This is a genomic window from Sphingobium sp. AP50, from assembly GCF_900109095.1.
Lineage (GTDB): Bacteria > Pseudomonadota > Alphaproteobacteria > Sphingomonadales > Sphingomonadaceae > Sphingobium.
Genome location: NZ_FNYZ01000015.1, coordinates 14,987 through 39,994 on the forward strand (window position 1 = coordinate 14,987; position 25,008 = coordinate 39,994).

Sequence of the window (25,008 nt, forward strand, 5' to 3'; positions counted from 1 at the left end):
TGGGCGTGCCGCCATCACGCCTGCCCATGACATGGCAATTCTGGATCGACCGCGGCGGCACCTTTACCGATGTGGTGGCGCGCGCACCCGACGGCACCCTCCGCACCGCCAAATTGCTGTCGAGCGACCCCGAACGCTATGCAGATGCGGCGGTGGAGGCGGTGCGGCGGCTGAGCGGGGCGGGTGACGGGCCGATTCCGCCCTGTTCGCTGCGCATCGGCACCACCATCGCCACCAATGCGTTGCTGGAGCGCAAGGGCGAGTCCGTCCTGCTGGCGATCACCCGCGGCTTTCGCGATGCGATCCGCATCGGCACGCAGGAACGGCCGGATCTGTTCGCCCGCGCCATCCATCTGCCCGATCCGCTCCACGCCGATGTGATCGAGATCGAAGAGCGGCTGATGGCCGATGGCACGATCCGCACCGCACTGGACGAGGATAAAGCCCGCGCCGCACTACAATCCGCCTATGATCAGGGCCTGCGCGCCGTCGCGATCGTGCTGATGCACGGCTATCTCTATCCCGCCCATGAACAGCGGCTGGCGCAGATCGCCGCAGACATCGGCTTCACCCAGATCAGCGCCAGCCATGATGTCGCCCCGCTGATCAAGCTGGTCGGGCGCGGCGATACCACGCTGGCCGACGCCTATCTCTCCCCCGTGCTGCGCGCCTATGTCGACGGCCTGCACGATGCGCTGGGGCAGGGCGCCGACATGCTGTTCATGCAGTCGAGTGGCGGCCTGACCGATGGCGGGCTGTTCCGGGGCAAGGATGCCGTCCTCTCCGGCCCGGCCGGTGGCATTGTCGGCCTGGCTCGCACGGCGCAGCAGGCCGGCTTCACCGAAGTCATCGGCTTCGACATGGGCGGCACTTCGACCGACGTGTCGCACTATGCCGGCGCCTATGAGCGCGACAATGAAGCCAAGGTCGCGGGCGTGCGCCTGCGCGCGCCGATGATGCGCATTCACACGATCGCGGCGGGCGGCGGCTCCATCTGCTCCTTTGTTGATGGCCGCTTCCGCGTCGGCCCGGAATCGGCCGGCGCGGTGCCCGGCCCCGCCTGCTACCGGCGCGGCGGGCCGCTCACCATCACCGACTGCAATGTCATGCTGGGCAAGATTCAGCCCGATGTCTTCCCCAGCCTGTTCGGCCCCAATGGTGACCAGCCGCTCGACCGCGCCGCCGTGGAATCCCGCTTTGCGGATATCTGCGCGCAGGTGAAGGACGAAACCGGTCGCGACCTGACCGCGCGCGCAGCAGCGCAGGGCTTCATCGCCGTCGCCGTCGCCAGCATGGCCAATGCCATCAAGCGCATCTCGGTCGCGCGCGGCCATGATGTGGCGCGCTATACGCTGGCCAGCTTCGGCGGGGCAGGGGGGCAACATGCCTGTCTGGTTGCTGACGCGCTGGGCATGGACCGGGTGATGATCCACCCGCTGGGCGGCGTGTTGTCCGCCTATGGCATGGGTCTGGCCGATCGCCGCGCCGTGCGCGAACGCACCCTGGCCCTGCCGCTGGACGAAGCGAGCGCGCTGGCCAACGCCATTGCCACGCTCGCCGCCGATGCCCGCGCCGACCTGCCACAGGCCGATCGCATCGAAACCTTGCTGCGCTTGCGCTATGACGGCACGGACAGCCTGTTCGACGTACCGCTGGGCGATGCGGATGCCATGCGCGCCGATTTCCTGGCTCAGCATCGCGCCCGCTTCGGCTTCGAAGGGCAGGGGCGCATCCTCATCGACATGGCCCGCGTCGAAGCGATCGCCTCCACGGCCGAGGATATGGGCAATATCGTCGCCATAGCCGAACAGGCCGCCCCGCCACTGGCGCAGGTCGACTATGCCGGGACGCAAGCGCCGGTCCATGATCGTGCCGGCCTGTCCCTCGACAGCGTCATCGATGGCCCTGCGCTCATCATCGATCCCGTCTCCACCACGGCGGTCGAACCGGGCTGGCGCGCGCGGCTCGACCCGATCGGCAATCTCCTCCTCACCCGCCACACGCCCCGGCCGAAACCGCAAAGCGACGACGCCACCGCCGTCGATCCGGTCCGGCTGGAGGTGATGGGCGGCCTGTTCATGGCCATTGCCGAGGAGATGGGCGCCGCGCTCCAGCATAGCGCTTCCTCCGTCAATATCCGCGAACGCCTCGATTTCTCCTGCGCACTGTTCGACGTGCAGGGCAATCTAGTCGCCAATGCGCCGCATATGCCGGTACATCTGGGCAGCATGGGCGAAAGCATCCGCGCCATATTGCGCCGCCGTGGCCCCGGCGCGGACGGTACGCCGATCGACGGGCGCGGCATGCTGCCCGGCGACGTCTATGCCCTGAACGCCCCCTATGATGGCGGCACGCATCTGCCCGACGTCACCGTGGTCATGCCGGTCTTCGTCGATGGCGACACGCCCCGCTTCTATGTCGCTGCGCGCGGCCATCATGCCGATATCGGCGGCATCACCCCCGGCTCCATGCCGCCCGGCAGCCAGTCGGTGGAGGAGGAAGGCATTCTTCTCGATAACCTCCTCGTCGTGGATCAGGGCGATTTCCGCGAAGCGGCGATCCGCACCCTGCTGGCGTCCGGCCCGTTCCCCGCGCGCAATATTGACCAGAATATCGCCGATCTCTCCGCCCAGATCGCCGCCTGTGCGAAGGGCGCCAGCGAACTGCGCCGCATCAGTGATAATTACGGTATCGAAACGATATCCGCCTATATGGGCCATGTGCAGGATCAGGCCGAAGCTGCCGTCCGCCGCCTGATCGGTAAGCTGGACGATGGTCGTTTCAGCTATGCGATGGATAATGGCGCAACTGTCCATGTCGCCGTCTCGATCGACCGGGAAGCGCGCGCCGCGACCATCGACTTCGCGGGCACGTCGGCGCAACTGCCCGGCAATTTCAACGCTCCCGCCTCGATCGTGCGCGCCGCCGTCCTCTATGTCGTGCGCACCCTGATCGATGAGGCGGTGCCGATGAATGACGGGTGCCTCAAGCCCATCGACATCATCGTCCCCGAAGGCTCGATGCTGCGCCCCCGCCATCCCGCCGCCGTCGTCGCGGGCAATGTCGAAACCAGCCAGGTCGTCACCGACGCCCTGTTCGGCGCTCTGGGCGTCATGGCCGGGGCGCAGGGGACGATGAACAATTTCACCTTCGGCAATGCCCGCCACCAATATTATGAGACGATCGCGGGCGGATCGGGCGCCGGTCCCGATTATGACGGTGCCGATGTGGTCCAGACGCACATGACCAACAGCCGCCTGACAGATCCCGAAATCCTCGAAACCCGGTTCCCCGTGCTGCTGGAGGAATTTGCGATTCGCCCCGGTTCAGGCGGGCAGGGCGCGCATCATGGCGGCAATGGCGGCCTGCGCCGGATTCGCTTCCTGGAGGATATGACCGCCGGCATCCTCTCCAACCGCCGCACCGTGCCGCCCTTTGGCCTGGCGGGCGGCCATCCCGGCGATGTCGGCCGCAACCGGGTGGAACGTGCCGACGGCACGATCGAACCGCTCGGCCCCACTGCCACCGCCCAATTGCAGGCCGGCGACGCCTTCATCATCGAAACGCCGGGCGGCGGGGGATTTGGCCGGACAAAATTATAACCGTTCGTCCTGAGTAGCCATTGAGCGAAGTCGAAATGGCGTATCGAAGGACATATGCTTCGATACGGGCCTTCGACAAGCTCAGTCCCTACTCAGCACGAACGGTTACATGGTGGCCCGCCGCGCCCTAATCCCGCCAGCTTGGATCGACCCTGTCAATCACCCGCAGCATCGCCTGAAAATCCGGCACGCCCGGCCCGACCGGCAATTGCACCCCGGCCAGATCGCGCTGATGCACCGCGATCACTTCGGGAGGGATATCCACCGGCGTCCCCGCCGCCCCTGCCGCCACCTGAATCTCGCAGGCCCGCTGGAGCAGCCATTGCTTCAGAAAGGCCTCGGGCAGGGTAGGGGCCATCACCAGCGTTCCGTGGTTGCGCAATATCATCGCCCGCTGGTCCCCCAGATGGGCGATCAGCCGTTCGCCCTCGTCGGCCCGAATCGTGACGCCCTCAAAATCATGATAGGCGATTCGCCCGATGAAGGCGGCGGCATAGAAGCTGATCGGCCGCAGCCCTTCGGCACAAGCGCTCACCGCCATGCCCGCCGTCGTATGGGTATGGATGATGCAATGGGCATCAGGCAGGTGCCGGTGGAACACGCTATGCTGCGTAAAACCGGCGCGATTGACCGGATAGGGGCTGCCGTCCAGCACCTGCCCATCGATATCGATCTTCACCAGATTGGATGCGCGCACCTCCCCATAGCTCAGGCCAAAGGGATTGATCAGGAAGGCGCTATCCTCACCGGGAACGCGCAGGGTGATGTGGTTGTAGATCAGTTCCGACCAGCCCATATGGTCGAAAATCCGGTAACAGGCGGCCAGTTGCTGGCGCGCTTCCCATTCGGCGGGCGACACATCGGGGCCTTTTATGGCGGTGGCCATGGCGATCCTCCTCCTGTTTTTATGCCGCCACTATCCGCTGATCCGCCCGGAATGTCGAGATATGGTCCTTTTGGGTTGAATTCCCATGCCCCTGCTGGTAGGGCGCCGCCCACATGGCGTGGGGTGACCCGCGACGACTCACTGGCTTTGCTATTCGGTCGGCCCGTCGGGATGGACAGACAAGTCCCGGCGAACCGCCCGTTTTCGATTGGAGATTGACGGACTTATGCAGATCATCGTTCGCGACAATAATGTCGACCAGGCTCTTCGCGCGCTCAAGAAGAAGCTGCAGCGTGAAGGCGTTTATCGCGAAATGAAGCTGCGTCGTCACTACGAAAAGCCGTCGGAAAAGCGCGCCCGTGAAAAGGCTGCCGCTGTCCGTCGCGCCCGCAAGATGGAACGCAAGCGCGCAGAGCGCGACGGCGCGAAGTAAGCGCCGTCCGGGGCGCACCCGCGCCCCGTTTTCCAGCTTGTCCTGCCCTTAATTGCGAGCTTAACGCCCATGTCCACCACGGCTGTTCCCCTTCGCCCTATTGCCAAGGGGTCGCTGACGCGGCTCTGGATCGGCGTTGCCGCCGTCGCTCTGGCGGCGGGTGGTCTTGCCTGGGCGGGGCAGCAGGGCGTGGACGCTTCGCCGGCCGCTTTCCTGAGCCAGAATGCCCATGCGGACGGTGTCGTGACCACCGAATCGGGCCTTCAGTTCAAGGTTCTTTCGGAAGGTACGGGCGCCAGCCCGACTCCGGCCGATGTGGCGCTGGTTGGCTATAAGGGCGCTCTGCTAGACGGCACCGTGTTCGACGAGAATCCGCAGGCCGCCATGCCGATCGACGGCGTGGTGCCGGGCTTCTCCGAAGGCCTGCAAAAGATGAAGAAGGGCGGCAAGTACCGCCTCTGGATTCCGCCGCAGCTTGGCTATGGCGATCAGGCCGCCGGCCCGATCCCGGCCGGTTCTGTGCTGGTGTTCGACGTCACGCTGCATGACTATAAGTCGAAGGCGGAACTGATGCAGATCCAGCAGCAGATGCAGCAGCAAGGTGCCATGCCGCCACAGGGTGGCCACTAAGCCGCGCAGCTAAATCAGATCAGCCAGCCAGTCTGATCAGGAGAAGGGGCCGTTTCCGGCCCCTTTTTCTTTGCCTGTTTTCAGGCATGTCCCTGACAGACCGAATCATCTACCGCCGGGCTGGCGCCAAAGGCCAAAGCATCGGCGCTGCCGACCCGCTCTTCGCCCGCAAACAGCTTGTCGAGCCGCGCCTTGATGTCGCGCCGATATTCGGCATTGGCGACCGATCGCGGCGCCGACACTTCGATATCGCAGGCGATGGCATTCTTGATCCGCTCGATCGCCGCTTCGTCCAGCACGCCCGCGCGCCGCAATTCCAGGCACATTTGCAACATGCCCACTGCCGTCGCCTGCGCCCGCATACCCACATTGGTCAGGTCAAAATGCAGCTTCTTCTGCTTGTCGAGGTGAATCGTCATCCTTCGCGTCCTTCTTGTCATCCTCTGCCTGTATAAAGAAGCGCAGAAGTGGCCGGAATGATCCAGCGCAAAAGCGGATAACTGTCCTACGCGCGCGCATTGGCCTAGACGCAGGGTATGCGCACAACGGGTTGTTGGTCATAAAATATCGCGAACGGGACAGGAAATTTCACGATTCACGGGAAATATGCGAAGTTAAGCGTCGTCAGGTGAAGCGAGGCCGCACACCACCTCCGTTCGGTTCGAGCGTGTCGAGAACCGTTGCGCGAGACGTCTCGACAGGCTCGAAGAGAACGGGTTTGACGAACAGACCCTAAGCGATTGTCTCCGAACCGCCCTTCGCCCGTCCCTTCAGCGCCTTGGACCGCTCTTCCAGATAGACCTTGATCATCGCCACGATCGGATCGGCCAGGAACAGGCCCATCAGGCCGAACAGCGCGCCGAACAATATCTGCGCCGCCAGCACCAGCGCCGGGGCCAGATCGGTGGCGCGCTTGGCCACCATCGGTACGATCAGATAGCCGTCGATCACCTGCACCGCCATATAGACGCCAAAGGCATAGAGGCCCGTGTCGGTCCCGCCGGAAAAGCCGACCAGGATGATCAGCGCCCCCGATATGATCGATCCGATATTGGGCAGGAAGGCGAACAGGCCCGTGAGGATGCCCAGAAGCCCCGCCATCGGTACGCCGCCGGCCCACAGCAACAGCCATGTGCCCACGCCCTCCACCGCCATGCCGATCAGCCGGCCGAACATCAGCCGGCGCAGCGTCCAGCCCATCTTGTCGGCGATGGCATAGAAATGGGCGCGCTTGTCCATCGGCAGCATCCAGGCGACGCCGCGTTCATACAGCTTCGGTTCGATCGCGATGAAGATCGCCAGTACCAGCATCATGACGCCGCTCGTCACGGCGCCGACGGCCGTGCCGACCGCCGCCGTCACCCGGCCCATGCTGCTCATCGCCTGACTGGCCAGACTCTTGAGGTCGTCGGGCGTGGTGCTGATGCCCAGTTGCTGCATCCACCCGCCGATCCGCGCGACCTGTGATTCCACGATGGTCCGCATTGCCTGCGCCTGCGCCGCCAGGCTCGATCCGGTCAGGTAGAAAGTATAGGCCATGAAGGCGACCGCGCCCAGCAGCACGATGGTCAGCCGCCACCCGCGCGAGATCGGCAGCACCCGGCCCAGCAGCCGGGCCCCGCCATCCATCATCGTCGCCAGTACCAGCGCGCCCATGATCAGCATCAGCGGCTGCGCCAGCAGCACGACGAGGGCAATGGCGACGGCCAGCGCGCACCACACGCCCGCGCGCTGCAACTCATGGCTGACTAAAGGACTGCGAACTTCGCTGGGGCCGGGTTCCTCGACATGCTGCCTGTTCGTGTCGCTCAAAAGCCGGTGCCCCTTCGTCGGTTATTTCGCTGCTGGAACGCTCTCCGGCCGCAGGCTGTTCCCCGCCCGCCCGCTACGGAAGGCATGAATCCAGGTCAGCGGATTCCAGGTCGAATCGCCATCCAGGCTGAAGGTGATGAATTCCGCCCGGCCGCCGATCGCCTCGAACGGCACCGGTCCGCCCAGGCCATTTTCCTCCAGCGGCGCGCGGCTGTCCGCGCTGTTGTCGCGATTGTCACCCATCAGGAAGAGATGATTTTGCGGCACCCGCACCGGCCCATACCAGTCGAGCGCGCTCGGCCCCATGTCGATCGTGACATAGGTCTTGCCATTGGGCAGGATTTCCTGCCGCACCGGCAGTTCGCAATATTCCTTGCCATCCTTGCCCGTTACCAGCGCGCCGGGGAATTGCAGCGGCGGGCAGGGGGCATTGCCGTCCACCGGGATGCGCAGGGGCTTGAGCGCCTTCTGCGGCACCGCCACGCCGTTCAGGATCACCTGACCGCCGCGCACCTCGATAATGTCGCCGGGCAGGCCGATCACCCGTTTGATATAATCCTCGCGCCGGTTCTGTGGGGACACGATCACGATGTCGCCACGCTCAGGCAGGTGGCCCAAAATGCGCCCCTTCATGAAGGGCAGGGGGTGGAAGCTGGGCGAGACATAGGACCAGCCATAGGGGAATTTGCTCACCACCAGACGGTCGCCGGTCAGCAGCACTGGCATCATCGATTCGGACGGGATGTAGAAGGGCTTGGCGACGAAGCTGTGGAACGCCAGCACCGCCAGGATCAACAGGGTGATGCTCTTCACCTCCTGCAACCAGTTGACCGGGGCCTTCGTCTCCGCCGGGGGCGGGGCGCCCTGAATGGTCTGGTCTTCTGGCAGGTCGATGGCCGTCACGGGCGGGCTTTCCTTGGGGGCGTCGGGATCGGTGATCGGGTTGGTCATTACAGGGGAAGGGCTTCGATGATGACGAAGGCCTGCGCCCATGGATGATCGTCGGTGAGCGTCAGATGAATGACGGGTTTATGACCCGCCGGCACCATCGATTCCAGCCGCTTGAGCGCCCCCCCGGTCAGCGCCAGCGTGGGCGCGCCCGATGGCGCATTGACGACGCCGATATCCTTCATGAACACGCCTGCCTTGAAGCCGGTGCCCACCGCCTTGGAAAAGGCCTCCTTGGCGGCAAAGCGCTTGGCCAGCGTGCCCGCCTTGGTGAAGGGGCGTCGCTCGGCCTTGGCCTGCTCCACTGGCGTAAAGACGCGCTGCACAAAACGTTCGCCAAAGCGATCGAGCGAATTCTGGATACGCTCGATATTGCATAGGTCGGAACCGAGACCGATGATCATGCGAAAATCCAAACGGCGCAGATATCAACGATGCCTAGGGTTATTAACACGACATTCGCTTGCCCAACCAATGCGCTGCGCTTTCGTTCTTGGGCAAATGCCAGCCCTGCCGTCTGCCAGATCGCTGGCAATAAAAAGGTGCCTGACATGGCCATAATGAAGCCGACCACTACACCGATAGCTAAATAAGCCAGGACAGCCCAATGAACCGAAAACAGTATCCAAAACAGCATCGGTTGAGCGGTCCGGGCGAGGCTCACCGCGCCAGATCCATCTGCCGCCGCATCTCCCGGATGCTCGCTTCCAGCCCGCCGAAGATCGCCTCACCGATCAGGAAATGGCCGATATTGAGTTCGGCGATCTGCGGGATGGCGGCGATCGGCGCGACATTGTCGAAGGTCAGGCCATGGCCGGCATGCGGCTCGATGCCATTTTTGGCCGCCAGCGCGGCGGCGTCGGCGATGCGGCGCAGTTCGACCGCGCGGGCCTCGCCGGTCAGGTGCGCATAGGCGCCGGTATGAAATTCCACCACCGGCGCGCCCAGCCGAATCGCCGCGTCGATCTGCGCGGCGTCGGCCTCGATGAACAGGCTGACGCGAATGCCGCTTTCGTTCAGCGCCGCCACGATCGGTTGCAGCGTCGCAAACTGTCCGGCGGCGTCCAGCCCGCCTTCGGTGGTGCGCTCCTCGCGCTTTTCCGGCACGATGCAGGCGGCGTGCGGCCTGTGGCGCAGGGCGATGTCCAGCATCTCCTGCGTTGCCGCCATCTCCAGATTGAGCGGCACGTCCAGCGCCGCCATCAGCATGGCGATATCGGCGTCACGGATATGACGGCGATCCTCGCGCAGATGCGCGGTGATGCCGTCCGCCCCGGCCTTCACCGCCAGCAGGGCGGCCTTGACCGGGTCGGGATGTTCGCCCCCCCGCGCGTTGCGGATGGTCGCCACATGGTCGATATTCACGCCAAGGCGAAGGGGCATGGTCATCGTTACTGCTTCCGGCTGCCGGGCTTGATCGCGGGGACCGCCGCCAGTTCGGGCGGGACGGCGTCTTCGTCATAGACCGGGAAGTTGATCGATACGAGCGGGTAGAAGGGCACGCCCAGATCGACCTCGCCGGCCGACCGGTCGACCAGCGCCGCTTCGGCGATAACGATGCCGCCTTCCTTCTCGACCGATTCGATCGCCTGACGCGACGACAGGCCGGTGGTCACGACGTCCTCGACCATCAGCACCTTCTGCCCCGGCGTGATGGTGAAGCCGCGACGCAGCTCGAAAAAGCCCTCCGGCCGTTCCAGGAACACCGCGTCCTTGTCCAGCGCGCGGCCGATTTCATGGCCGATGATCAGGCCGCCCATGGCGGGCGACACGACCAGGTCGATTTCCTGGCGCAATTCGCGGGGCAGCTTCTGCACGGTGGCGCGGGCCAGCTTGCCGGCGCGTTCCGCATTCATCAGGACGCGGGCACATTGCAGATAATTGGCGCTGCGGCGGCCCGACGACAGGATGAAATGTCCTTCGAGCAGCGCCCCCGCCGCCCGGAATTCCGCCAATACTTCCTCGTCGTTCATGCCGTCCACTATCCATGTCGGGCGACCCGACGCTACTGCGTCCGGTCCGCCATTCCGTCAGCATGACCGGCCCTTCGGCCTGCCATGATCGCGCCCCTGTGCGCTCTGCCTGCCGAATAGGCGGCCAAGGGAAGCGTTGCAACAGCGAAGAAAATCTGCTCCCTCATGCTTGAGGCAGGGGAAAAGCCTGCTTATAAGCCGCGGAAGAACCGAAACGGGCGAGGACCATAGCGCATAAAGTGCGTCTTCGTTGCAGCGGCGCCAAGGGGTTAGGGGTACGAAGACGCTATGAAAACGGTGAAATCGCTCGTTCTCGCCGGGTTGTTGGCCTTGATGCCCGCACTCGCATTGAATGGATCGGCACTCGCACAGGACAATAGTGTCGCTGCCGCACCCGCAGCGGACAATGCCGCCGCACCGGCCGAATCGGCCTCCAACGCGACCGCACCAACAGCCCAAGCAGCGCCCGCCGCGCCCAAGGTCGCCGCGCCGCCGCGCATGAAGCCGACGGAAGGTATCGGTATGCCGATGCCGGGCGAAATCACCCTGCAAAAACAGTTCAGCCCCACCGGCCACACTGCGCGCTGGCTGCACGACGTGCTGCTGCTGCCGCTGATCACCGTCATTTCCGTCTTCGTGCTGATCCTGATGCTCTATGTGATGTGGCGCTATCGCCGCAGCGCCAATCCGGTGCCGTCCAAGACATCGCACAACACGCTGATCGAAGTGATCTGGACGGTTTTGCCGGTCGTGATCCTGCTGATCGTCGCCGTGCCGTCCATCGGCCTGCTGGCCGACCAGTATAAGCCCGCGCCCAAGGATGCGCTGACCGTCAAGGTGACGGGCTATCAATGGTATTGGGGCTATGAATATCCGGACAATGCGATCCCGGAATATGTGTCCAACCTGCTGCCCGAAGACAAGGCGAAGGCCAATGGCGAGCCCTATCTGCTGGCGCCCGACAATCGTCTGGTGCTGCCGGCCGGTCGCCCGGTCAAGCTGATCATCACCGGCGCCGACGTGATCCACGCCTTCGCCGTGCCTTCGCTGTGGCTCAAGATGGACGCCGTTCCCGGCCGCCTCAATGAAAAGAGCGTCTTCATCGAAAAGCCGGGCGTCTATTACGGCCAATGTTCCGAACTGTGCGGCGCGCGCCACGGCTTCATGCCGATCGCGATCGAGGCGCTGCCGCCCGAACAGTTCGACCAGTGGGTGCTGTCGCAGGGCGGTAGCCTCAAGGGCGCAGCGGAAAAGACGGCACAAGCCGCTCCCGCCGCGACCGAGAAGAAAATCTGATCAGGGGTAGGAACGTCATGACCACCATCACCGCGGATCATCACGGCGATCATGCCCATGATCATCATGATGCCGATCACAAGCCGGCCTTCTTCCAGCGCTGGTTCATGTCCACCAATCACAAGGACATCGGCACCCTCTACCTGATCTTCGCGATCGTCGCCGGTATCATCGGCGGTGGCATTTCGGGCCTGATGCGCGCCGAACTGGCGCATCCGGGCATCCAGTATCTGCACACTTGGGCGATGATGATGGACGGGCCGGAGGCGACTCTGGATCAGGCCTATCATCTGTGGAACGTGCTGATCACCGCCCACGGCCTGATCATGGTCTTCTTCATGGTCATGCCCGCGATGATCGGCGGCTTTGGTAACTGGTTTGTGCCGATCATGATCGGCGCGCCGGACATGGCCTTTCCGCGGATGAACAATGTCAGCTTCTGGCTGCTCATCCCCGCCTTCGCGCTGCTGCTGGGCAGCACCTTCTTCCCCGGCGGCACCGGCAATGGCGCGGGCACCGGCTGGACGGTCTATGCCCCGCTCTCGACCAGCGGATCGGCCGGTCCCGCCGTCGATATGGCGATCCTGTCGCTGCACATTGCGGGCGCTTCGTCGATCCTCGGCGCGATCAACTTCATCACCACCATCCTGAACATGCGTGCGCCGGGCATGACCCTGCACAAGATGCCGCTGTTCGTCTGGTCGGTGCTGGTCACCGCCTTCCTGCTGCTGCTCGCGCTGCCGGTTCTGGCCGCCGCGATCACCATGCTGCTGACCGACCGCAATTTCGGCACCACCTTCTATGATGCCGCCGGCGGTGGCGATCCCGAGCTCTACCAGCATCTCTTCTGGTTCTTCGGCCATCCCGAAGTCTATATCATGATCCTGCCGGGCTTCGGCATCGTCAGCCAGATCATCTCGACCTTCAGCCGCAAGCCGGTGTTCGGCTATCTCGGCATGGCCTATGCCATGGTCGCGATCGGCGTGGTCGGCTTCGTCGTGTGGGCGCACCACATGTTCACCACCGGCATGTCGGTGAATGTGAAGATGTATTTCACCGCCGCGACGATGGTCATCGCCGTCCCCACGGGCATCAAGATCTTCTCGTGGATCGCGACCATCTGGGGTGGGTCGATCAGCTTCAAGACGCCGATGATGTGGGCGCTGGGCTTCATCTTCCTGTTCACCGTGGGCGGCGTCACCGGCGTCGTGCTGGCCAATGGCGGCGTGGACGACGTGCTGCACGACACCTATTATGTCGTCGCCCACTTCCACTATGTCCTCTCGCTGGGCGCGGTGTTCGGCCTGTTCGCGGGCTTCTATTACTGGTTCCCGAAAATGTCGGGGAAGATGTATAACGAGTTCCTCGGCCACCTGCATTTCTGGGTGTTCTTCATCGGCGTGAACCTGCTGTTCTTCCCGATGCATTTCCTGGGCCTGTCGGGCATGCCGCGTCGCTACCCCGATTATCCGGCGGCGTTCGAACATTGGAACTGGGTCGCGACCATGGGCTATATGGTCATGGCCAGCGGCATGGTGATCTTCTTCATCAACCTGATCTGGTCGCTCGCGGCCGGCAGGAAGGCGGAAGCCAATCCCTGGGGTGAAGGTGCCACCACGCTGGAATGGACCCTGTCCAGCCCGCCGCCCTTCCACCAGTTCGAAACGCTGCCCGTCGTCGACTGATAAGGATAGAGCGCCCGGTTCCGGCCGGGCGCACCCGCGCAAAAGCGGGCGGACGGGGGTAGGACCGTCTGTCCATTTGCCGGAATCGGCCCATGCCTGTAAGGGGCGCGGCCGATGCAAGAGGAGTTTATGGCCAGTACGCCGATCATGTCCGGGGTGGAAACGCCCATGATGCCCGCCCATTGGCGCGATTTCGTCGCGCTGACCAAGCCGCGCGTCATGACTTTGGTCGTGTTCACCGGCCTGTGCGGCCTGCTCGCCGCGCCAGGCCATATCCATCCCGTCCTCGCCTTCACCGCCATCCTGTGCATCGCGCTGGGCGCCGGGGCCGCCGCCACGCTCAACCAGTGGTGGGAAGCCGATATCGATGCGAAGATGAAGCGCACCGCCAATCGTCCGCTGCCCGCCGGCCGCATGGACCGGCAGGCGGCGCTCCATTTCGGCGTCGGCCTGTCCTTCTTCTCGGTCATCCTGATGGGGGTCGCGACCAACTGGTTCGCGGCGGGCGTGCTGCTCGTCTCGATCCTCTTCTACGTCTTCATCTACACTATCTGGCTCAAGCCCCGGACGGCGCAGAATATCGTCATCGGCGGCGCGGCCGGCGCCTTCCCGCCGATCATCGGCTGGGCGGCGGTGACGGGCGATGTCGGCGCGCTGCCGGTCGCCTTGTTCATGCTGACCTTCTTCTGGACGCCGCCGCATTTCTGGGCGCTGGCCCTGTTCGTGCGCCCGGACTATGCCGCCGCTGGCATCCCGATGCTGCCGGTGGTCGCCGGTGAACGCGCGACCCGCCGCCAGATCTGGTTCTACACCGCGATCATGGCCGCCGCCGCGCTGGCCCCGGTGCTGCTGCGCCTGACCGGCATCGTCTATGGCAGCGTAGCGCTCGCCGGAACGGCTGTCTTCGTGGCGCTCGCCTTCCAGGTCTATCGCAGCCGGGAAACCGACCCCGCCCGCATGAAGCCGGAACGGCGCCTGTTCAAATATTCGATCCTCTATCTCTTCCTCTTGTTCGGGGCAGTGGTCGTCGACCGCTGGCTGCTGGCATGAAGCCGGAGGATCAGGACCAGATTCGCGCCCGGCAAAAGTCGCGCTCGATCGTCACCGGCCTGTTGCTGGGCTTCCTCGCCATCCTCTTCTTCGCCATCACCCTGGCCAAGATCGGCGCGAGCCACGCGATCTGATGGCCTCGCTCCCGCCTTCGCCCTTTGACCGTGACCGGCGCAATCGCCGGACGCTGGTGGCGACGGCGGTGGTGGGCCTGTCCATGCTGGGCCTCGGCTTCGCGTCGGTCCCGCTCTATCGCATCTTCTGCGAACAGACCGGCTTTGGCGGCACCACCAGCCGCGCCGCCGATGACAAGGCGGCGCGCGCCGTCATCGGCCGCACCATGTCGATTCGCTTCGATTCCAATGTCCAGCCGGGCATGCCGTGGAAATTCTACCCCGAACATCCGACCGATACGGTCACGGTGGGGGCGAAGGACATGGCGATCTTCATCGCGAAGAATATGTCGGATCGCCCCGTCACCGGCACCGCCAGCTTCAACGTCACCCCGACCCAGGCCGGTGGCTATTTCACGAAGATCCAGTGCTTCTGCTTCACCCAGCAGACGCTGCAACCGGGCGAGGAGGTGCGGATGCCCGTCCTCTATTATATCGACCCGAAAATCCTCGATGATCCCGACAACAGGGACACGCAACAGATTACGCTGAGCTATACCTTCTATCCTGTTGAGCAGGGCAAGAAGGCAAGCTAAGGAAAAGAGAAGAACAGGAGCAGGGAAAAGCGGTCATGGCAGGCGCAAAGAATCACGATTATCACATCCTTCCGCCCAGCATCTGGCCGCTGTTCGGCTCCATGTCCGCTCTGGTCATGGCGTTCGGCGCGATCATGTGGATGCATCCCGATGCGATGCCCGCCGGTGGCGGCGCGGTTTTCCTGATCGGCCTTGGCGGCGTGCTGTTCACCTTCTTCAGCTGGTGGGGCAATGTGATTGCCGAAGCCCATGCCGGCGATCATACGCCGGTGGTGCAATTGCACCTGCGCTACGGCATGATCCTGTTCATCGCTTCGGAAGTGATGTTCTTCGTCGGCTGGTTCTGGGCCTTTTTCGACTTCTCCCTCTTCCCCAGCGCGCTCGCACCGATCGAGGGGATGTTCCCGTCCAAGGGGATAGAGGTGATGAATGCGTTTGAGCTGCCCTTGCTCAACACGTTGATCCTGCTCTGCTCGGGCACCACCGTCACCTGGGCGCATCATGCGCTGATCCACGGCGACCGCGATGGCCTGATCAAGGGACTGTGGTGCACCATCATCCTGGGCGCACTGTTCAGCAGCATCCAGGCTTATGAATATGCCCATGCGCCCTTCGCATTCGGCGGCAGCCCCTATAGCTCGGCCTTCTACATGGCGACCGGCTTCCACGGCTTCCACGTTCTGGTCGGCACCATCTTTCTGATCGTCAACCTCGTCCGCGCCTATAAGGGCCACTTCACCCCGCGCCAGCATTTCGGCTTCGAAGCGGCGGCCTGGTACTGGCATTTCGTCGACGTGGTGTGGCTGTTCCTCTTCGTCGCCATCTATGTCTGGGGCGGCTGGGGCGCCCCGGTCCATGGCGGCTGAGGCTCTGGCCCTCGCATGATGTTCGGAGCGGCCGGGGCGAACACTCCGGCCGTTTTCTTTTGGGTTAATGCGTAGCCCTGTTAAGATCGGAAAAGCCGTTCGTGCTGAGTAGGGGCTGAGCGCCTGCCTTGGAAGGCAGTCGAAGGGGCTACTCAGGACGAACGGGAAATTACTGGAACCAAGGACCGGCCATGACCGATCAGCCCGCCAAAGCCCGCATCCCCCTGATCCCGACGATCCTCGTCGCGCTGGCGGTGCTGACCATGATCGGCCTTGGCGTCTGGCAGTTGCAGCGCCGCGCGGAAAAGGCGCAGGCGCTGGCTCTCGCCGCCGCCAATCCCACTCGGCCAGCCGTCGCCTTCCCGAAACTGCCGCCGGTCGACCCGGCGATCCTGTTCCGCCCGTCCTCGGTCCATTGTCTGAACGTCGTCGAATGGCAGGTGGAGGCCGGCCGCGCCGCCGATGGATCGACCGGCTATCGCCATATCGCCCATTGCGCGACCGGGGCGGAGGGGCCGGGCGTGCTGGTGGCGATCGGCGTCGGCCAGAAACCGGATGACAAGCCCGGCTGGACCGGGGGGCAGGTGGAAGGCTGGATCAGTCAGGAGCCGGACCATCGCGCCCTGTTCACCCGCATCGATGGGAAGGCGCCGCCACTCCGCCCTATGCTGATCGCCCGCACCGCGCCCGCCGGCCTCAAACCCGTTGCGCCACCGGTCGCGGACGACCTGCCCAACAATCATCTGGCCTATGCCGTGCAATGGTTCCTGTTCGCCGGAATCGCCATCATCATCTATATTCTGGCCCTGCGCTGGCGGAACGCCCCCAAACCCGCCTAAACGCTTGCTCCGGCGCGCGTGGATCGCTACCGCGCTTTCCCATTATGCAATATCAGAGCACCAGGGGGAGCGCGCCCGCGCTCGGTTTTGAGGATGTGACGCTGGCCGGTCTGGCGTCCGATGGCGGCCTGTATCTGCCGACGAGCTGGCCGGCCTTCACGCCCGACCAGATCAGCGGTCTTGCCGGCCTCTCCTATGTCGAAACCGCCGTCCGGGTGATGAGCCCCTTCGTCGCCGGTTCGCTGACCGAAGAGGAATTGCGCGAACTCTGCACCGCCGCCTATGGCCGCTTCAGCCATCAGGCCGTGACCCCGCTGGTTCAGCTCGATCATCAGCATTGGGTGATGGAACTGTTCCATGGCCCGACGCTGGCGTTCAAGGATGTTGCGCTCCAACTGCTCGGCCAGTTGTTCGAACGTTTCCTCTCGCGCCGTGACGATCATCTGACCATCGTCGGCGCCACCTCCGGCGACACCGGCTCCGCCGCGATCGATGCCGTCGCGGGCCGGGCGAAGATCGACATCTTCATGCTCCATCCCGAAGGCCGCGTGTCCGACGTGCAGCGCCGCCAGATGACCACCGTGCTGGCGCCCAACGTCTATAACATCGCCATCGACGGCAGCTTTGACGATGCGCAGGCGCTGGTGAAGGCGATGTTCAACGACGCCGACTTCAAGAGTCGCTTCAACCTCTCGGCCGTGAACAGCATCAACTGGGCGCGGCTGATGGCGCAGGTCGTCTATTATTTCTACGCCGCCGTGCGCCTTGGCGCGCCGCATCGCGAAGTCGCCTTCTCGGTTCCGACCGGCAATTTCGGCGACGTGTTCGCCGGCTATGTCGCCGCGCAGATGGGCCTGCCGGTCGCGAAGCTGATCGTCGCGACCAACGTCAACGACATCCTGCACCGCGCACTGGCCGAGGGCGACTATAGCCAGGGTCGGGTGGTGGCGACCGCGACCCCCAGCATGGACATTCAGGTCAGCTCCAATTTCGAACGGCTGCTGTTCGCTGCCGGCGGCCGCGATGGTCTGGTGCTCGCCGAACAGATGCGCGGCTTCGAAGCCAGCAAGGCGATGCGCCTCACCAACGCCCAGAGGGAAGGCGCGGCGCGCCTCTTCTCCTCCTCGCGCGTCGATGCCGATGGCATGACCATGGCGATGCGCTGGGCCTATGATGCGGCCGGTCAGATCATCGACCCGCACAGCGCGATCGGTCTGGCCGCTGCCCGCACCGCCGGCGTGGATGCCGCCATCCCCGTCGTCACGCTGGCGACCGCCCATGCCGCCAAATTCCCCGACGCGGTCGAGCGCGCCACCGGCACCCGTCCGCCGCTGCCTTCGCGCGTGGGCGACCTGTTCTCGCGTGAGGAAAGCTATGCCAAGCTGCCCGGCACGTTCGAGGCGGTCACCGCCTATGTCGCCGAACGCGCGACCCCCCGCGGCTAAGCCCTTTGGAACTCAAGACCCTCATCGGCGAACCCTGGTCGGATTACGGCCTGCTTGATTCGGGCGACGGACGAAAGCTGGAGCGCTATGGCCGCTTCCGCTTCATCCGCCCCGAACCGCAGGCGATGTGGAAGCCGGCGACGACCGACTGGAAGGCCGACGGCGAATTCATCCCCGGATCGGACGAGGATGGCGGCGGCCGCTGGTATTATGACAAGCCGGTCCCGGCCGAAGGCTGGCCGCTGCACTGGAAGGAAGTGACCTTCCAGTCGAATTGCACGCCCTTCCGCCATCTGGGTTTCTTCCCCGACATGGCGCCGATCTGGGACGAACTGCGCGCCAGCTATGCCGACAAGCCGGACGCAGAGGTGATGAACCTGTTCGGCTATACCGGCGTCGGCACGCTGGCCCTGTCGGCCGGTGGCGCGCGCATGGTCCATGTCGATGCATCGAAGAAATCGGTGGCGCAGGCCCGTGCAAACGCCGCACTCTCCGGCATGGAAGACAAGCCCGTCCGCTGGATCGTGGAGGACGCCGCCAAGTTCGTCGCCCGCGAAGTGCGCCGCAACCGCCGCTATGACGGCATATTGCTCGATCCGCCCAAATATGGTCGCGGCCCCGATGGTGAAGTCTGGCGCCTGGAGGAGGATCTCCCCGGCCTGATCGCCAATTGCCGCGCGCTGCTGGACGCCGACAGCCGTTTCCTGTTCCTGACCGTCTATGCCGTGCGCATGTCGGCGCTGGCGATCGGCGAATTGCTGCGTCAGGCCTTTGCCGACCTGCCCGGCACGGTCGATGCGGGTGAACTGGCCGTGCGGGAAGAGGCGCGCGGCATCGCGCTGCCCACCGCCATCTGGGCACGCTGGCGCCGCTAGAGCATTTTGAAGTCATCTGGAACAGATGACGGCTCGCAAAATGCGGAAAACAAAAGACTCCTGGAGCATGATGCGGCTCAATCCAAGCGCATCATGCTCCAGGCCTGCGATGCGGCGAGCCGTGCCGCATCTTCCTTTATTCACAGTGACGTGACTGATATTGTTGCGACTCACAATCAGGGTCGCCCATGTTCTCGTCTCTCACCGCCAGGATCGCCACTTTCGGCCTGCTGGTCATGCTGGCCCTGCTGGCGCTTATCTGGATGCTGGTCGATGCGTCGATCCAGACCCGCGACAGCTTCCGCTGGGTCACGCATTCGGCGCAGGTGATCGAGACGATGGACGACGCCTTCGCCGCTTTGCGCGAAGCCGAATCGGGTCAGCGTGGTTTCGTCCTCACCCGTAACGCCAGTTTCGCGGACTCCGTCGATGCCCGTATCAGGGACGCGCATCAGGCTGTCGGCCAGGTCGTTACCCTGACGGCCGACAATCCCGCCCAGAATGCGCGCGCCCGCGAAGTCGGGACGCTGGTCGAACGGCGCATCGCCATGCTGCGCGGCACGATCGATCAGGCCCGACGGGGCGATTTCGATCAGGCGCGGGCCGTGATCGCCAGCGGCGGCGGCCGCGACCTGATGGCCATGGTGTCGCTGCGGGTCGACAGTTTCCTGATCGAGGAACGGGCGCTGCGCACCAGCCGGATCGAGGCTGCGGACCATCGCCTCGCCTGGGTCCGCAAGCTGGCGCTCGTCGGTGGCCCGCTGCTCGCGCTGCTGATCCTCTCCATCTCCCTGCTCTTCATCTGGGGCATCCGCCGACCCGCCGGTCTCATCCGTCAGGCGATGACCGCGCTGGGGCAGGGGGAGCGGGACGTGCGCGTCACCGAACCGATGGGATCGCGCGAGTTTGAAGAGCTGGCGGACGGCTATAACGCCATGGCCGACCAGCTACAGGCCGCCATCGCCGATCAGGGACGCAGCGAGCGGGAACTCAAGGCCGCCCATGCCGAACTGATGAACAACAGCGATACGCTGCGGGAACGGGGTGAGGTGATCGAACTGCTGGGCGGCATGGCGCACCGCATGCAGGCCGCCCGCACGGACGAGGAACTGGCGCAGGTGATCGGCGTGTTCGTGCCGCGCGTGCTGCCCGGCATTCCCGGTGGCCTTTATGCCCATAATAACAGCCGCAATCTGCTGATCCCGATTGCGGGATGGAGCGGCTATGTCCCGCGCGCAGAGGGCTTCGCGCCGGACCAGTGCTGGGCCTTGCGTCGCGGGCAGAGCCATTTCGTCGCCGAGCCGGGCGGCGACATTGTTTGCGCCCATGTCGAGTCCGACACCATCTATCATTGCGAGCCTTTGCTGGCCGGTGGTGAAGTGATCGGCACTCTCTATCTTCAGGGCGTAGTCGGCGAAGAACATCGCTTCCGCCTGACCGTGATGGCGGAAAATATCAGCTCCGCGCTGGTCAACCACCGCCTCCAGCGCGGCCTTCGCGAACAGACGATCCGCGATCCGCTGACCGGCCTGTTCAACCGCCGCTATATGGAGGAGGCGCTGGCGATCGAGATCGCCCGCTCGCGCCGGTCCGGCATCCCGCTCAGTGTGGTCATGTGCGACGTCGATCATTTCAAGCGGTTCAACGATGAATTCGGCCATGATGCCGGGGACAGCGTGCTTCAGTCGGTGGCCAGCGAAATGCGCAGCCGTTTCCGCGATGGCGACATCGTCTGCCGCTATGGTGGGGAAGAATTCACCATCATCGCGCCCGGCACCACCGCGCAGGCGCTGTCGGCGCGGGTCGAACTGCTCCGCAAGAGCATCAGCGAAATCGTGCTGAAACAGGGAGGACGCGCGCTGGGATCGACCAGCATGTCCTTCGGCATCGCGACCTGGGCGGAACCCATGGCGCGAGACGGATCGACCCTGTTGCAGGCCGCCGACGCCGCGCTCTATCGCGCCAAGCGGGGCGGCCGCAATCGCATCATCCTCGACATGCCGGTTGTCGATGACGGCGGTGACAGCGATTCGAAGCCGGCCCCGGCTCAGGCAAGCGTCAGGTAAATTTCCGCCTCGATCACCCAGTCGCCGCCGCTATCGCGCCACTTCGCGCTATAATCGCCCGACGCCTGCACCACGCCATCGACGGCGCCCTGCCAGCGGCCATGTTCCATGGCGATCGGCTCGACGGGCGACACGATGATCCGGTCGGGCGTGCGGGTGTAGATCATCCGCGCCTTCGCCGCGAACTCGCGCTTCCAGGCCATCAACTGCGCTTTTCGCCCGCTGATCACCGCGCTGTCCGTGCCCGTCACCATTACGACGTTCATGGCCAGCAGCGGCCCGATCGCGTTCAGGTCAGCCTCAGCCAAGGCGCGATTGAAGGTCGCACGCGCCATGCGAATGGCCAGATCGGCGGCAGCGGTCATAATCAAAATCCAGGTGCCGTTCGTTTCGAGCGCAGTCGAGAAACGAGAAGGATGCGCTATCCGCTTCTCGACAGGCTCGAAGCGAACGGAGGGGAAGAATTACCCGCACCGCGCGGACGTAACCACCATAGCCTCATCATAGCTGACGGTCAGCCGGTCGGGACGGAAATCCATCGTCATCGCCATGCCCGGTGCGCCCCAGCGCAGCGTCTTGGCGCCCGAAGCCTGGAGCAGTTCCGCGCCCAGTTCCGCGCTCGCCTTCTGCCCGACGAACCGGTCCAGCCCGTCATTGCGGCAAGGCCCCTCGGAGGATGCGGCGGGCGGCGTCTCCGGTCCCTGACCATTGGCCCCCGCACAGGCGGCGAGCGGCAGCGCCATCAACCCCACAAACGCCATCCGCATCTCGCATCTCCTCATTCGGTGCGCGTCATCTTCAACCGGCCATTCTTGACCGCAAAGGCCATGCGGCCCTCGACCAGATCAACCGCGTCCCGGCCAAATTGTTCATAACGCCAGCCCTGCAGGATCGAGAGGCCCTCCCGCACGCCCGCCGCCAGCGCATCGATATCGTCCGTCCGCGCGATCAGCCGCGCCGCGACATTGATGTCGCGCGAGCGAATCTTGAGCAGCAGCTTCAGCAAATCCGCCACCAGCGCGCCGTCCTTGCCCAGACCCGGCCGCTTGGGATCGCGCTCAGGCATCTCGTCCTTGCCCAGCGGCTGATGCTTGGCCAGCGCGTTCATCAGCCGCGCGCCGATATCATTGCTCCGCCATGTCGCGCTCAACCCGCGTACCTTGCCCAGATCCTCCTGCGTGCGCGGCGGATGGCTGGCGATATCGGCCAGCGTCTCATCCTTCACGATGCGCCCGCGGGGCAGATTCTTGTCCTGCGCCTCGATCTCGCGCCATGCCGCCAGCGCCTTCAGCCGACCCAAAACGTCGGACTTCTTGCTGGCGATGCGCACGCGCTGCCATGCCTGCGACGGATCATTTTCATAATGGCTGGGATCGCTGATCCGCTCCATTTCCTGATCCAGCCAGTCGCCGCGCCCGGTCTTGCGCAATTCTTCCAGCATCTTGGGGAAGATCTGGATGAGGTAGGTGACGTCGCCGATCGCATAGTCGATCTGTCGCTTGTCCAGCGGCCGCCGCGCCCAGTCGGTAAAGCGCGCGCCCTTGTCCAGCTGCACGCCCATCCACGCATCGACCAGATTGCCATAACCGATCTGCTCGCCCAGCCCCAGCGCCATGGCCGCAATCTGCGTGTCGAACATCGGATGCGGCGTCTTGCCGGTCAGGTTGTGGACAATCTCGATATCCTGCCCGCCGGCATGGAAGACCTTGAGCACATCCTCATTATTGACCAGCAGGTCCAGCAGCGGCTTCATGTCCAGCCCCTGCGCCTTCGGGTCGATCGCCGCGGCTTCGTGCGGGTCTGCAACCTGCACCAGGCACAGTTCGGGCCAATAGCTATTTTCCCGCATGAATTCGGTATCGACGGCGATGTACGGGGATTTCGCAATGCGGGCGCAGAAATCGGCAAGGGTCTTGCTGTCGGTAATCAGCGGATGAATTTGCATATGGTCTTCGATCTTATTATGGGCTGGCCCGTCGCTCACGGGCTCGTCAATGCTTGACAGGACCGGGCATAGCGACGCTGCAACAGTTTGTCATTTCCGTAAAACGAATCTGAAAGATACAAAACGCCATGCACGCCTATCGCACTCACACCTGCGGCGCCCTGACCCTAGCCGATGTGGGGGGCGAAGTCGGCAATCAGGTCCGCGTATCGGGCTGGGTGCATCGCAAGCGCGATCATGGCGGCGTTCTCTTCGTCGATCTGCGCGATCATTATGGCATCACCCAGATCGTCGCGAAGGCGGACAGCGATCCGCTCCGTGCGCTGGAAAGCCTGCGCCTTGAATCGGTCGTGACTATCGAGGGCGCGGTCGTCGCCCGCGCCGCCGAAGCGATCAACCCCCGCATGGCCACCGGCGAAATCGAAGTCGTAGCCGACGTCGTGACGGTGCTTTCCATCGCCGCCGAACTGCCGCTGCCGGTGGCGGGCGAGCAGGACTATCCCGAAGATATCCGCCTGCGCTATCGCTTCCTCGATCTGCGTCGCGAAACGCTGCACGCCAACATCGTCACCCGCACGAAGATCATCCGCGACATGCGCCGCCGCATGGAAGATGTCGGCTTCACCGAATATTCGACGCCGATCCTGACCGCGTCCTCGCCCGAAGGCGCGCGCGACTTCCTCGTCCCCTCGCGTATCCATGCCGGCAAATTCTACGCCCTGCCGCAGGCGCCCCAGCAATATAAGCAGTTGCTGATGGTTGCCGGCTTCGACCGCTATTTCCAGATCGCGCCCTGCTTCCGCGACGAAGATCCGCGCGCCGATCGTCTGCCGGGCGAATTCTACCAGCTTGACCTCGAAATGAGCTTCGTCACGCAGGAAGATGTCTGGAACACGATGGAGCCGGTCATCGCCCAGGTGTTCGAGGAGTTTGCCGAGGGCAAGCCCGTGACCCCGGCGGGCAGCTTCCCGCGCATCCCGCACGCCGAAGCCATGCTGAAGTATGGCAGCGACAAGCCCGATCTGCGCAACCCGATCTTGATTCAGGATGTGACGGAGCATTTCGTCGGCTCGGGCTTCGGCATCTTCGCTTCGCTGGTCGAAAGCGGCAGCGTGATCCGCGCTATCCCCGCGCCGGGCGCTGGCGCTGGCAGCCGCAAATTCTTCGACGAGATGAACGTATGGGCGCGCGGCGAAGGCTATTCGGGCCTTGGTTATATCAACATCAAGGATGGTGTGCCCGGCGGCCCCATCGCCAAGAATCATGGCGAGGAAGCGACCGCCAAGCTGATCGAAGCGCTGGGCCTTGGCCCCAATGACGGCGTCTTCTTCGCCGCCGGCAAGGAATCGCAGGCGGCCAAGCTCGCCGGCCTCGCCCGTATTCGTGTGGGCGAACAGCTGAACCTGATCGACAAGGATCGGTTCGAACTCTGCTGGATCGTGGACTTCCCCTTCTACGAATATGATGAGGATTCGAAGTCGATCGACTTCGCCCACAATCCCTTCTCCATGCCGCAGGGTGGTCTGGACGCGCTGAACAATCAGGATCCGCTGACGATCAACGCCTATCAATATGACATGGTCTGCAACGGCTTTGAAATCGCATCGGGTTCGATCCGCAACCAGTCGCCCGAACTGATGGTCAAGGCGTTCGAGAAGGTCGGCCTGTCGCAGCAGGATGTGGAGGAGCGCTTCGGTGGCCTCTACCGCGCCTTCCAGTACGGCGCCCCGCCGCATGGCGGCATGGCGGCTGGCGTCGACCGCATCGTGATGCTGTTGTGCGGCGCGCAGAATCTGCGCGAAATCACGCTGTTCCCGATGAACCAGCGCGCCGAAGACCTGCTGATGGGCGCCCCCAGCGCCGCCGAATTCAAGCAGCTGCGCGAACTCCATGTCCGCGTCGTGGAGCCGCAGACGAAGGGCTGATCCGTTCCAACAGCAAATCAAAA

25 protein-coding genes are annotated in these 25,008 nt (G+C 64.2%); 14 read left to right on the forward strand and 11 right to left on the reverse strand.

What is annotated here, in order from left to right; genetic code table 11:
- Nucleotides 1-26 precede the first annotated feature (26 nt).
- Complete coding sequence (locus BMY84_RS20265) at nucleotides 27-3,602, forward strand: hydantoinase B/oxoprolinase family protein (RefSeq protein WP_093086110.1); 3,576 nt, start codon at nucleotides 27-29, stop codon at nucleotides 3,600-3,602.
- A 127-nt stretch (nucleotides 3,603-3,729) separates the two neighbouring features.
- Here BMY84_RS20265 and BMY84_RS20270 read toward each other — a convergent pair whose 3' ends face one another.
- Nucleotides 3,730-4,488: a class II aldolase/adducin family protein gene (locus BMY84_RS20270; protein WP_093086111.1), complete on the reverse strand. Its 759-nt coding sequence runs from the start codon at nucleotides 4,486-4,488 to the stop codon at nucleotides 3,730-3,732.
- Nucleotides 4,489-4,714: 226 nt separating this feature from the next.
- On the opposite strand from BMY84_RS20270, the gene rpsU reads away from it, so the two are divergent.
- Together rpsU and BMY84_RS20280 are read left to right on the forward strand one after the other, a co-directional pair.
- Nucleotides 4,715-4,921: a 30S ribosomal protein S21 gene (rpsU, locus tag BMY84_RS20275; protein WP_056686590.1), complete on the forward strand. Its 207-nt coding sequence runs from the start codon at nucleotides 4,715-4,717 to the stop codon at nucleotides 4,919-4,921.
- Nucleotides 4,922-4,990: 69 nt separating this feature from the next.
- Nucleotides 4,991-5,551: an FKBP-type peptidyl-prolyl cis-trans isomerase gene (locus tag BMY84_RS20280; protein ID WP_093086112.1), complete on the forward strand. Its 561-nt coding sequence runs from the start codon at nucleotides 4,991-4,993 to the stop codon at nucleotides 5,549-5,551.
- 80 nt (nucleotides 5,552-5,631) lie between these two features.
- On the opposite strand, the gene BMY84_RS20285 is transcribed toward BMY84_RS20280, so the two are convergent.
- From BMY84_RS20285 to pyrE, 7 genes are all read right to left on the reverse strand, one after another.
- Entirely contained in the window at nucleotides 5,632-5,970 is a 339-nt protein-coding gene (locus BMY84_RS20285; protein WP_093086114.1) for a hypothetical protein, read from the reverse strand.
- A gap of 313 nt (nucleotides 5,971-6,283) precedes the next feature.
- Nucleotides 6,284-7,363, reverse strand: coding sequence for an AI-2E family transporter (locus BMY84_RS20290; protein ID WP_093086116.1), 1,080 nt, complete (start codon nucleotides 7,361-7,363; stop codon nucleotides 6,284-6,286).
- A gap of 21 nt (nucleotides 7,364-7,384) precedes the next feature.
- Nucleotides 7,385-8,266: a signal peptidase I gene (gene lepB, locus BMY84_RS20295; RefSeq protein WP_093086283.1), complete on the reverse strand. Its 882-nt coding sequence runs from the start codon at nucleotides 8,264-8,266 to the stop codon at nucleotides 7,385-7,387.
- 47 nt (nucleotides 8,267-8,313) lie between these two features.
- Nucleotides 8,314-8,715, reverse strand: coding sequence for a holo-ACP synthase (acpS, locus tag BMY84_RS20300; RefSeq protein ID WP_093086118.1), 402 nt, complete (start codon nucleotides 8,713-8,715; stop codon nucleotides 8,314-8,316).
- Nucleotides 8,712-8,975 carry a hypothetical protein gene (locus tag BMY84_RS20305; protein WP_093086119.1) on the reverse strand — a complete coding sequence of 88 codons (264 nt, stop codon included), beginning with the start codon at nucleotides 8,973-8,975 and terminating at the stop codon, nucleotides 8,712-8,714. The genes acpS and BMY84_RS20305 overlap by 4 nt, the downstream gene beginning before the upstream one ends.
- Entirely contained in the window at nucleotides 8,972-9,700 is a 729-nt protein-coding gene (locus BMY84_RS20310) for a pyridoxine 5'-phosphate synthase (RefSeq protein WP_093086121.1), read from the reverse strand. Before BMY84_RS20310 ends, BMY84_RS20305 begins: the two co-directional genes overlap by 4 nt.
- Nucleotides 9,701-9,702: 2 nt before the next feature.
- A complete protein-coding gene (pyrE, locus tag BMY84_RS20315) occupies nucleotides 9,703-10,284 on the reverse strand; it encodes an orotate phosphoribosyltransferase (protein ID WP_093086123.1) in 582 nt (193 codons plus the stop codon).
- A 288-nt stretch (nucleotides 10,285-10,572) separates the two neighbouring features.
- Here pyrE and coxB point away from each other — a divergent pair, with 288 nt between their 5' ends.
- From coxB to BMY84_RS20360, 10 genes are all read left to right on the forward strand, one after another.
- On the forward strand, nucleotides 10,573-11,580 hold the full coding sequence (gene coxB / locus BMY84_RS20320; protein ID WP_093086124.1) for a cytochrome c oxidase subunit II: 1,008 nt from the start codon (nucleotides 10,573-10,575) through the stop codon (nucleotides 11,578-11,580).
- A 17-nt stretch (nucleotides 11,581-11,597) separates the two neighbouring features.
- The gene (ctaD, locus tag BMY84_RS20325) at nucleotides 11,598-13,265 is read left to right on the forward strand and encodes a cytochrome c oxidase subunit I (RefSeq protein WP_093086126.1); all 1,668 of its coding nucleotides are present in this window, start codon (nucleotides 11,598-11,600) and stop codon (nucleotides 13,263-13,265) included.
- A gap of 129 nt (nucleotides 13,266-13,394) precedes the next feature.
- On the forward strand, nucleotides 13,395-14,315 hold the full coding sequence (locus BMY84_RS20330; RefSeq protein WP_093086127.1) for a heme o synthase: 921 nt from the start codon (nucleotides 13,395-13,397) through the stop codon (nucleotides 14,313-14,315).
- Complete coding sequence (locus BMY84_RS29875; RefSeq protein WP_177185027.1) at nucleotides 14,312-14,449, forward strand: hypothetical protein; 138 nt, start codon at nucleotides 14,312-14,314, stop codon at nucleotides 14,447-14,449. The genes BMY84_RS20330 and BMY84_RS29875 overlap by 4 nt, the downstream gene beginning before the upstream one ends.
- Nucleotides 14,449-15,024, forward strand: a complete 576-nt coding sequence (locus BMY84_RS20335; protein ID WP_093086129.1) for a cytochrome c oxidase assembly protein — start codon at nucleotides 14,449-14,451, stop codon at nucleotides 15,022-15,024. Before BMY84_RS29875 ends, BMY84_RS20335 begins: the two co-directional genes overlap by 1 nt.
- Nucleotides 15,025-15,059: 35 nt before the next feature.
- Nucleotides 15,060-15,890, forward strand: coding sequence for a cytochrome c oxidase subunit 3 (locus tag BMY84_RS20340; RefSeq protein ID WP_093086130.1), 831 nt, complete (start codon nucleotides 15,060-15,062; stop codon nucleotides 15,888-15,890).
- Between the two features lie 191 nt (nucleotides 15,891-16,081).
- The gene (locus BMY84_RS20345; RefSeq protein ID WP_093086132.1) at nucleotides 16,082-16,729 is read left to right on the forward strand and encodes an SURF1 family protein; all 648 of its coding nucleotides are present in this window, start codon (nucleotides 16,082-16,084) and stop codon (nucleotides 16,727-16,729) included.
- 44 nt (nucleotides 16,730-16,773) lie between these two features.
- Nucleotides 16,774-18,174: a threonine synthase gene (gene thrC, locus BMY84_RS20350; protein WP_093086133.1), complete on the forward strand. Its 1,401-nt coding sequence runs from the start codon at nucleotides 16,774-16,776 to the stop codon at nucleotides 18,172-18,174.
- 5 nt (nucleotides 18,175-18,179) lie between these two features.
- Nucleotides 18,180-19,049: a class I SAM-dependent methyltransferase gene (locus tag BMY84_RS20355; RefSeq protein WP_093086135.1), complete on the forward strand. Its 870-nt coding sequence runs from the start codon at nucleotides 18,180-18,182 to the stop codon at nucleotides 19,047-19,049.
- 188 nt (nucleotides 19,050-19,237) lie between these two features.
- A complete protein-coding gene (locus BMY84_RS20360; RefSeq protein ID WP_177204102.1) occupies nucleotides 19,238-21,115 on the forward strand; it encodes a diguanylate cyclase in 1,878 nt (625 codons plus the stop codon).
- On the opposite strand, the gene BMY84_RS20365 is transcribed toward BMY84_RS20360, so the two are convergent.
- From BMY84_RS20365 to rnd, 3 genes are all read right to left on the reverse strand, one after another.
- Nucleotides 21,097-21,480: a nuclear transport factor 2 family protein gene (locus BMY84_RS20365; RefSeq protein ID WP_093086136.1), complete on the reverse strand. Its 384-nt coding sequence runs from the start codon at nucleotides 21,478-21,480 to the stop codon at nucleotides 21,097-21,099. The two genes, BMY84_RS20360 and BMY84_RS20365, sit on opposite strands and share 19 nt — an antisense overlap.
- Before the next feature lie 99 nt (nucleotides 21,481-21,579).
- On the reverse strand, nucleotides 21,580-21,882 hold the full coding sequence (locus BMY84_RS20370; protein ID WP_177204103.1) for an I78 family peptidase inhibitor: 303 nt from the start codon (nucleotides 21,880-21,882) through the stop codon (nucleotides 21,580-21,582).
- A gap of 11 nt (nucleotides 21,883-21,893) precedes the next feature.
- Nucleotides 21,894-23,060 carry a ribonuclease D gene (gene rnd, locus BMY84_RS20375; RefSeq protein WP_093086287.1) on the reverse strand — a complete coding sequence of 389 codons (1,167 nt, stop codon included), beginning with the start codon at nucleotides 23,058-23,060 and terminating at the stop codon, nucleotides 21,894-21,896.
- A 128-nt stretch (nucleotides 23,061-23,188) separates the two neighbouring features.
- Between rnd and aspS the strand changes: the two genes are divergently transcribed.
- Nucleotides 23,189-24,985, forward strand: a complete 1,797-nt coding sequence (gene aspS / locus BMY84_RS20380; protein WP_093086138.1) for an aspartate--tRNA ligase — start codon at nucleotides 23,189-23,191, stop codon at nucleotides 24,983-24,985.
- Nucleotides 24,986-25,008 lie beyond the last annotated feature (23 nt).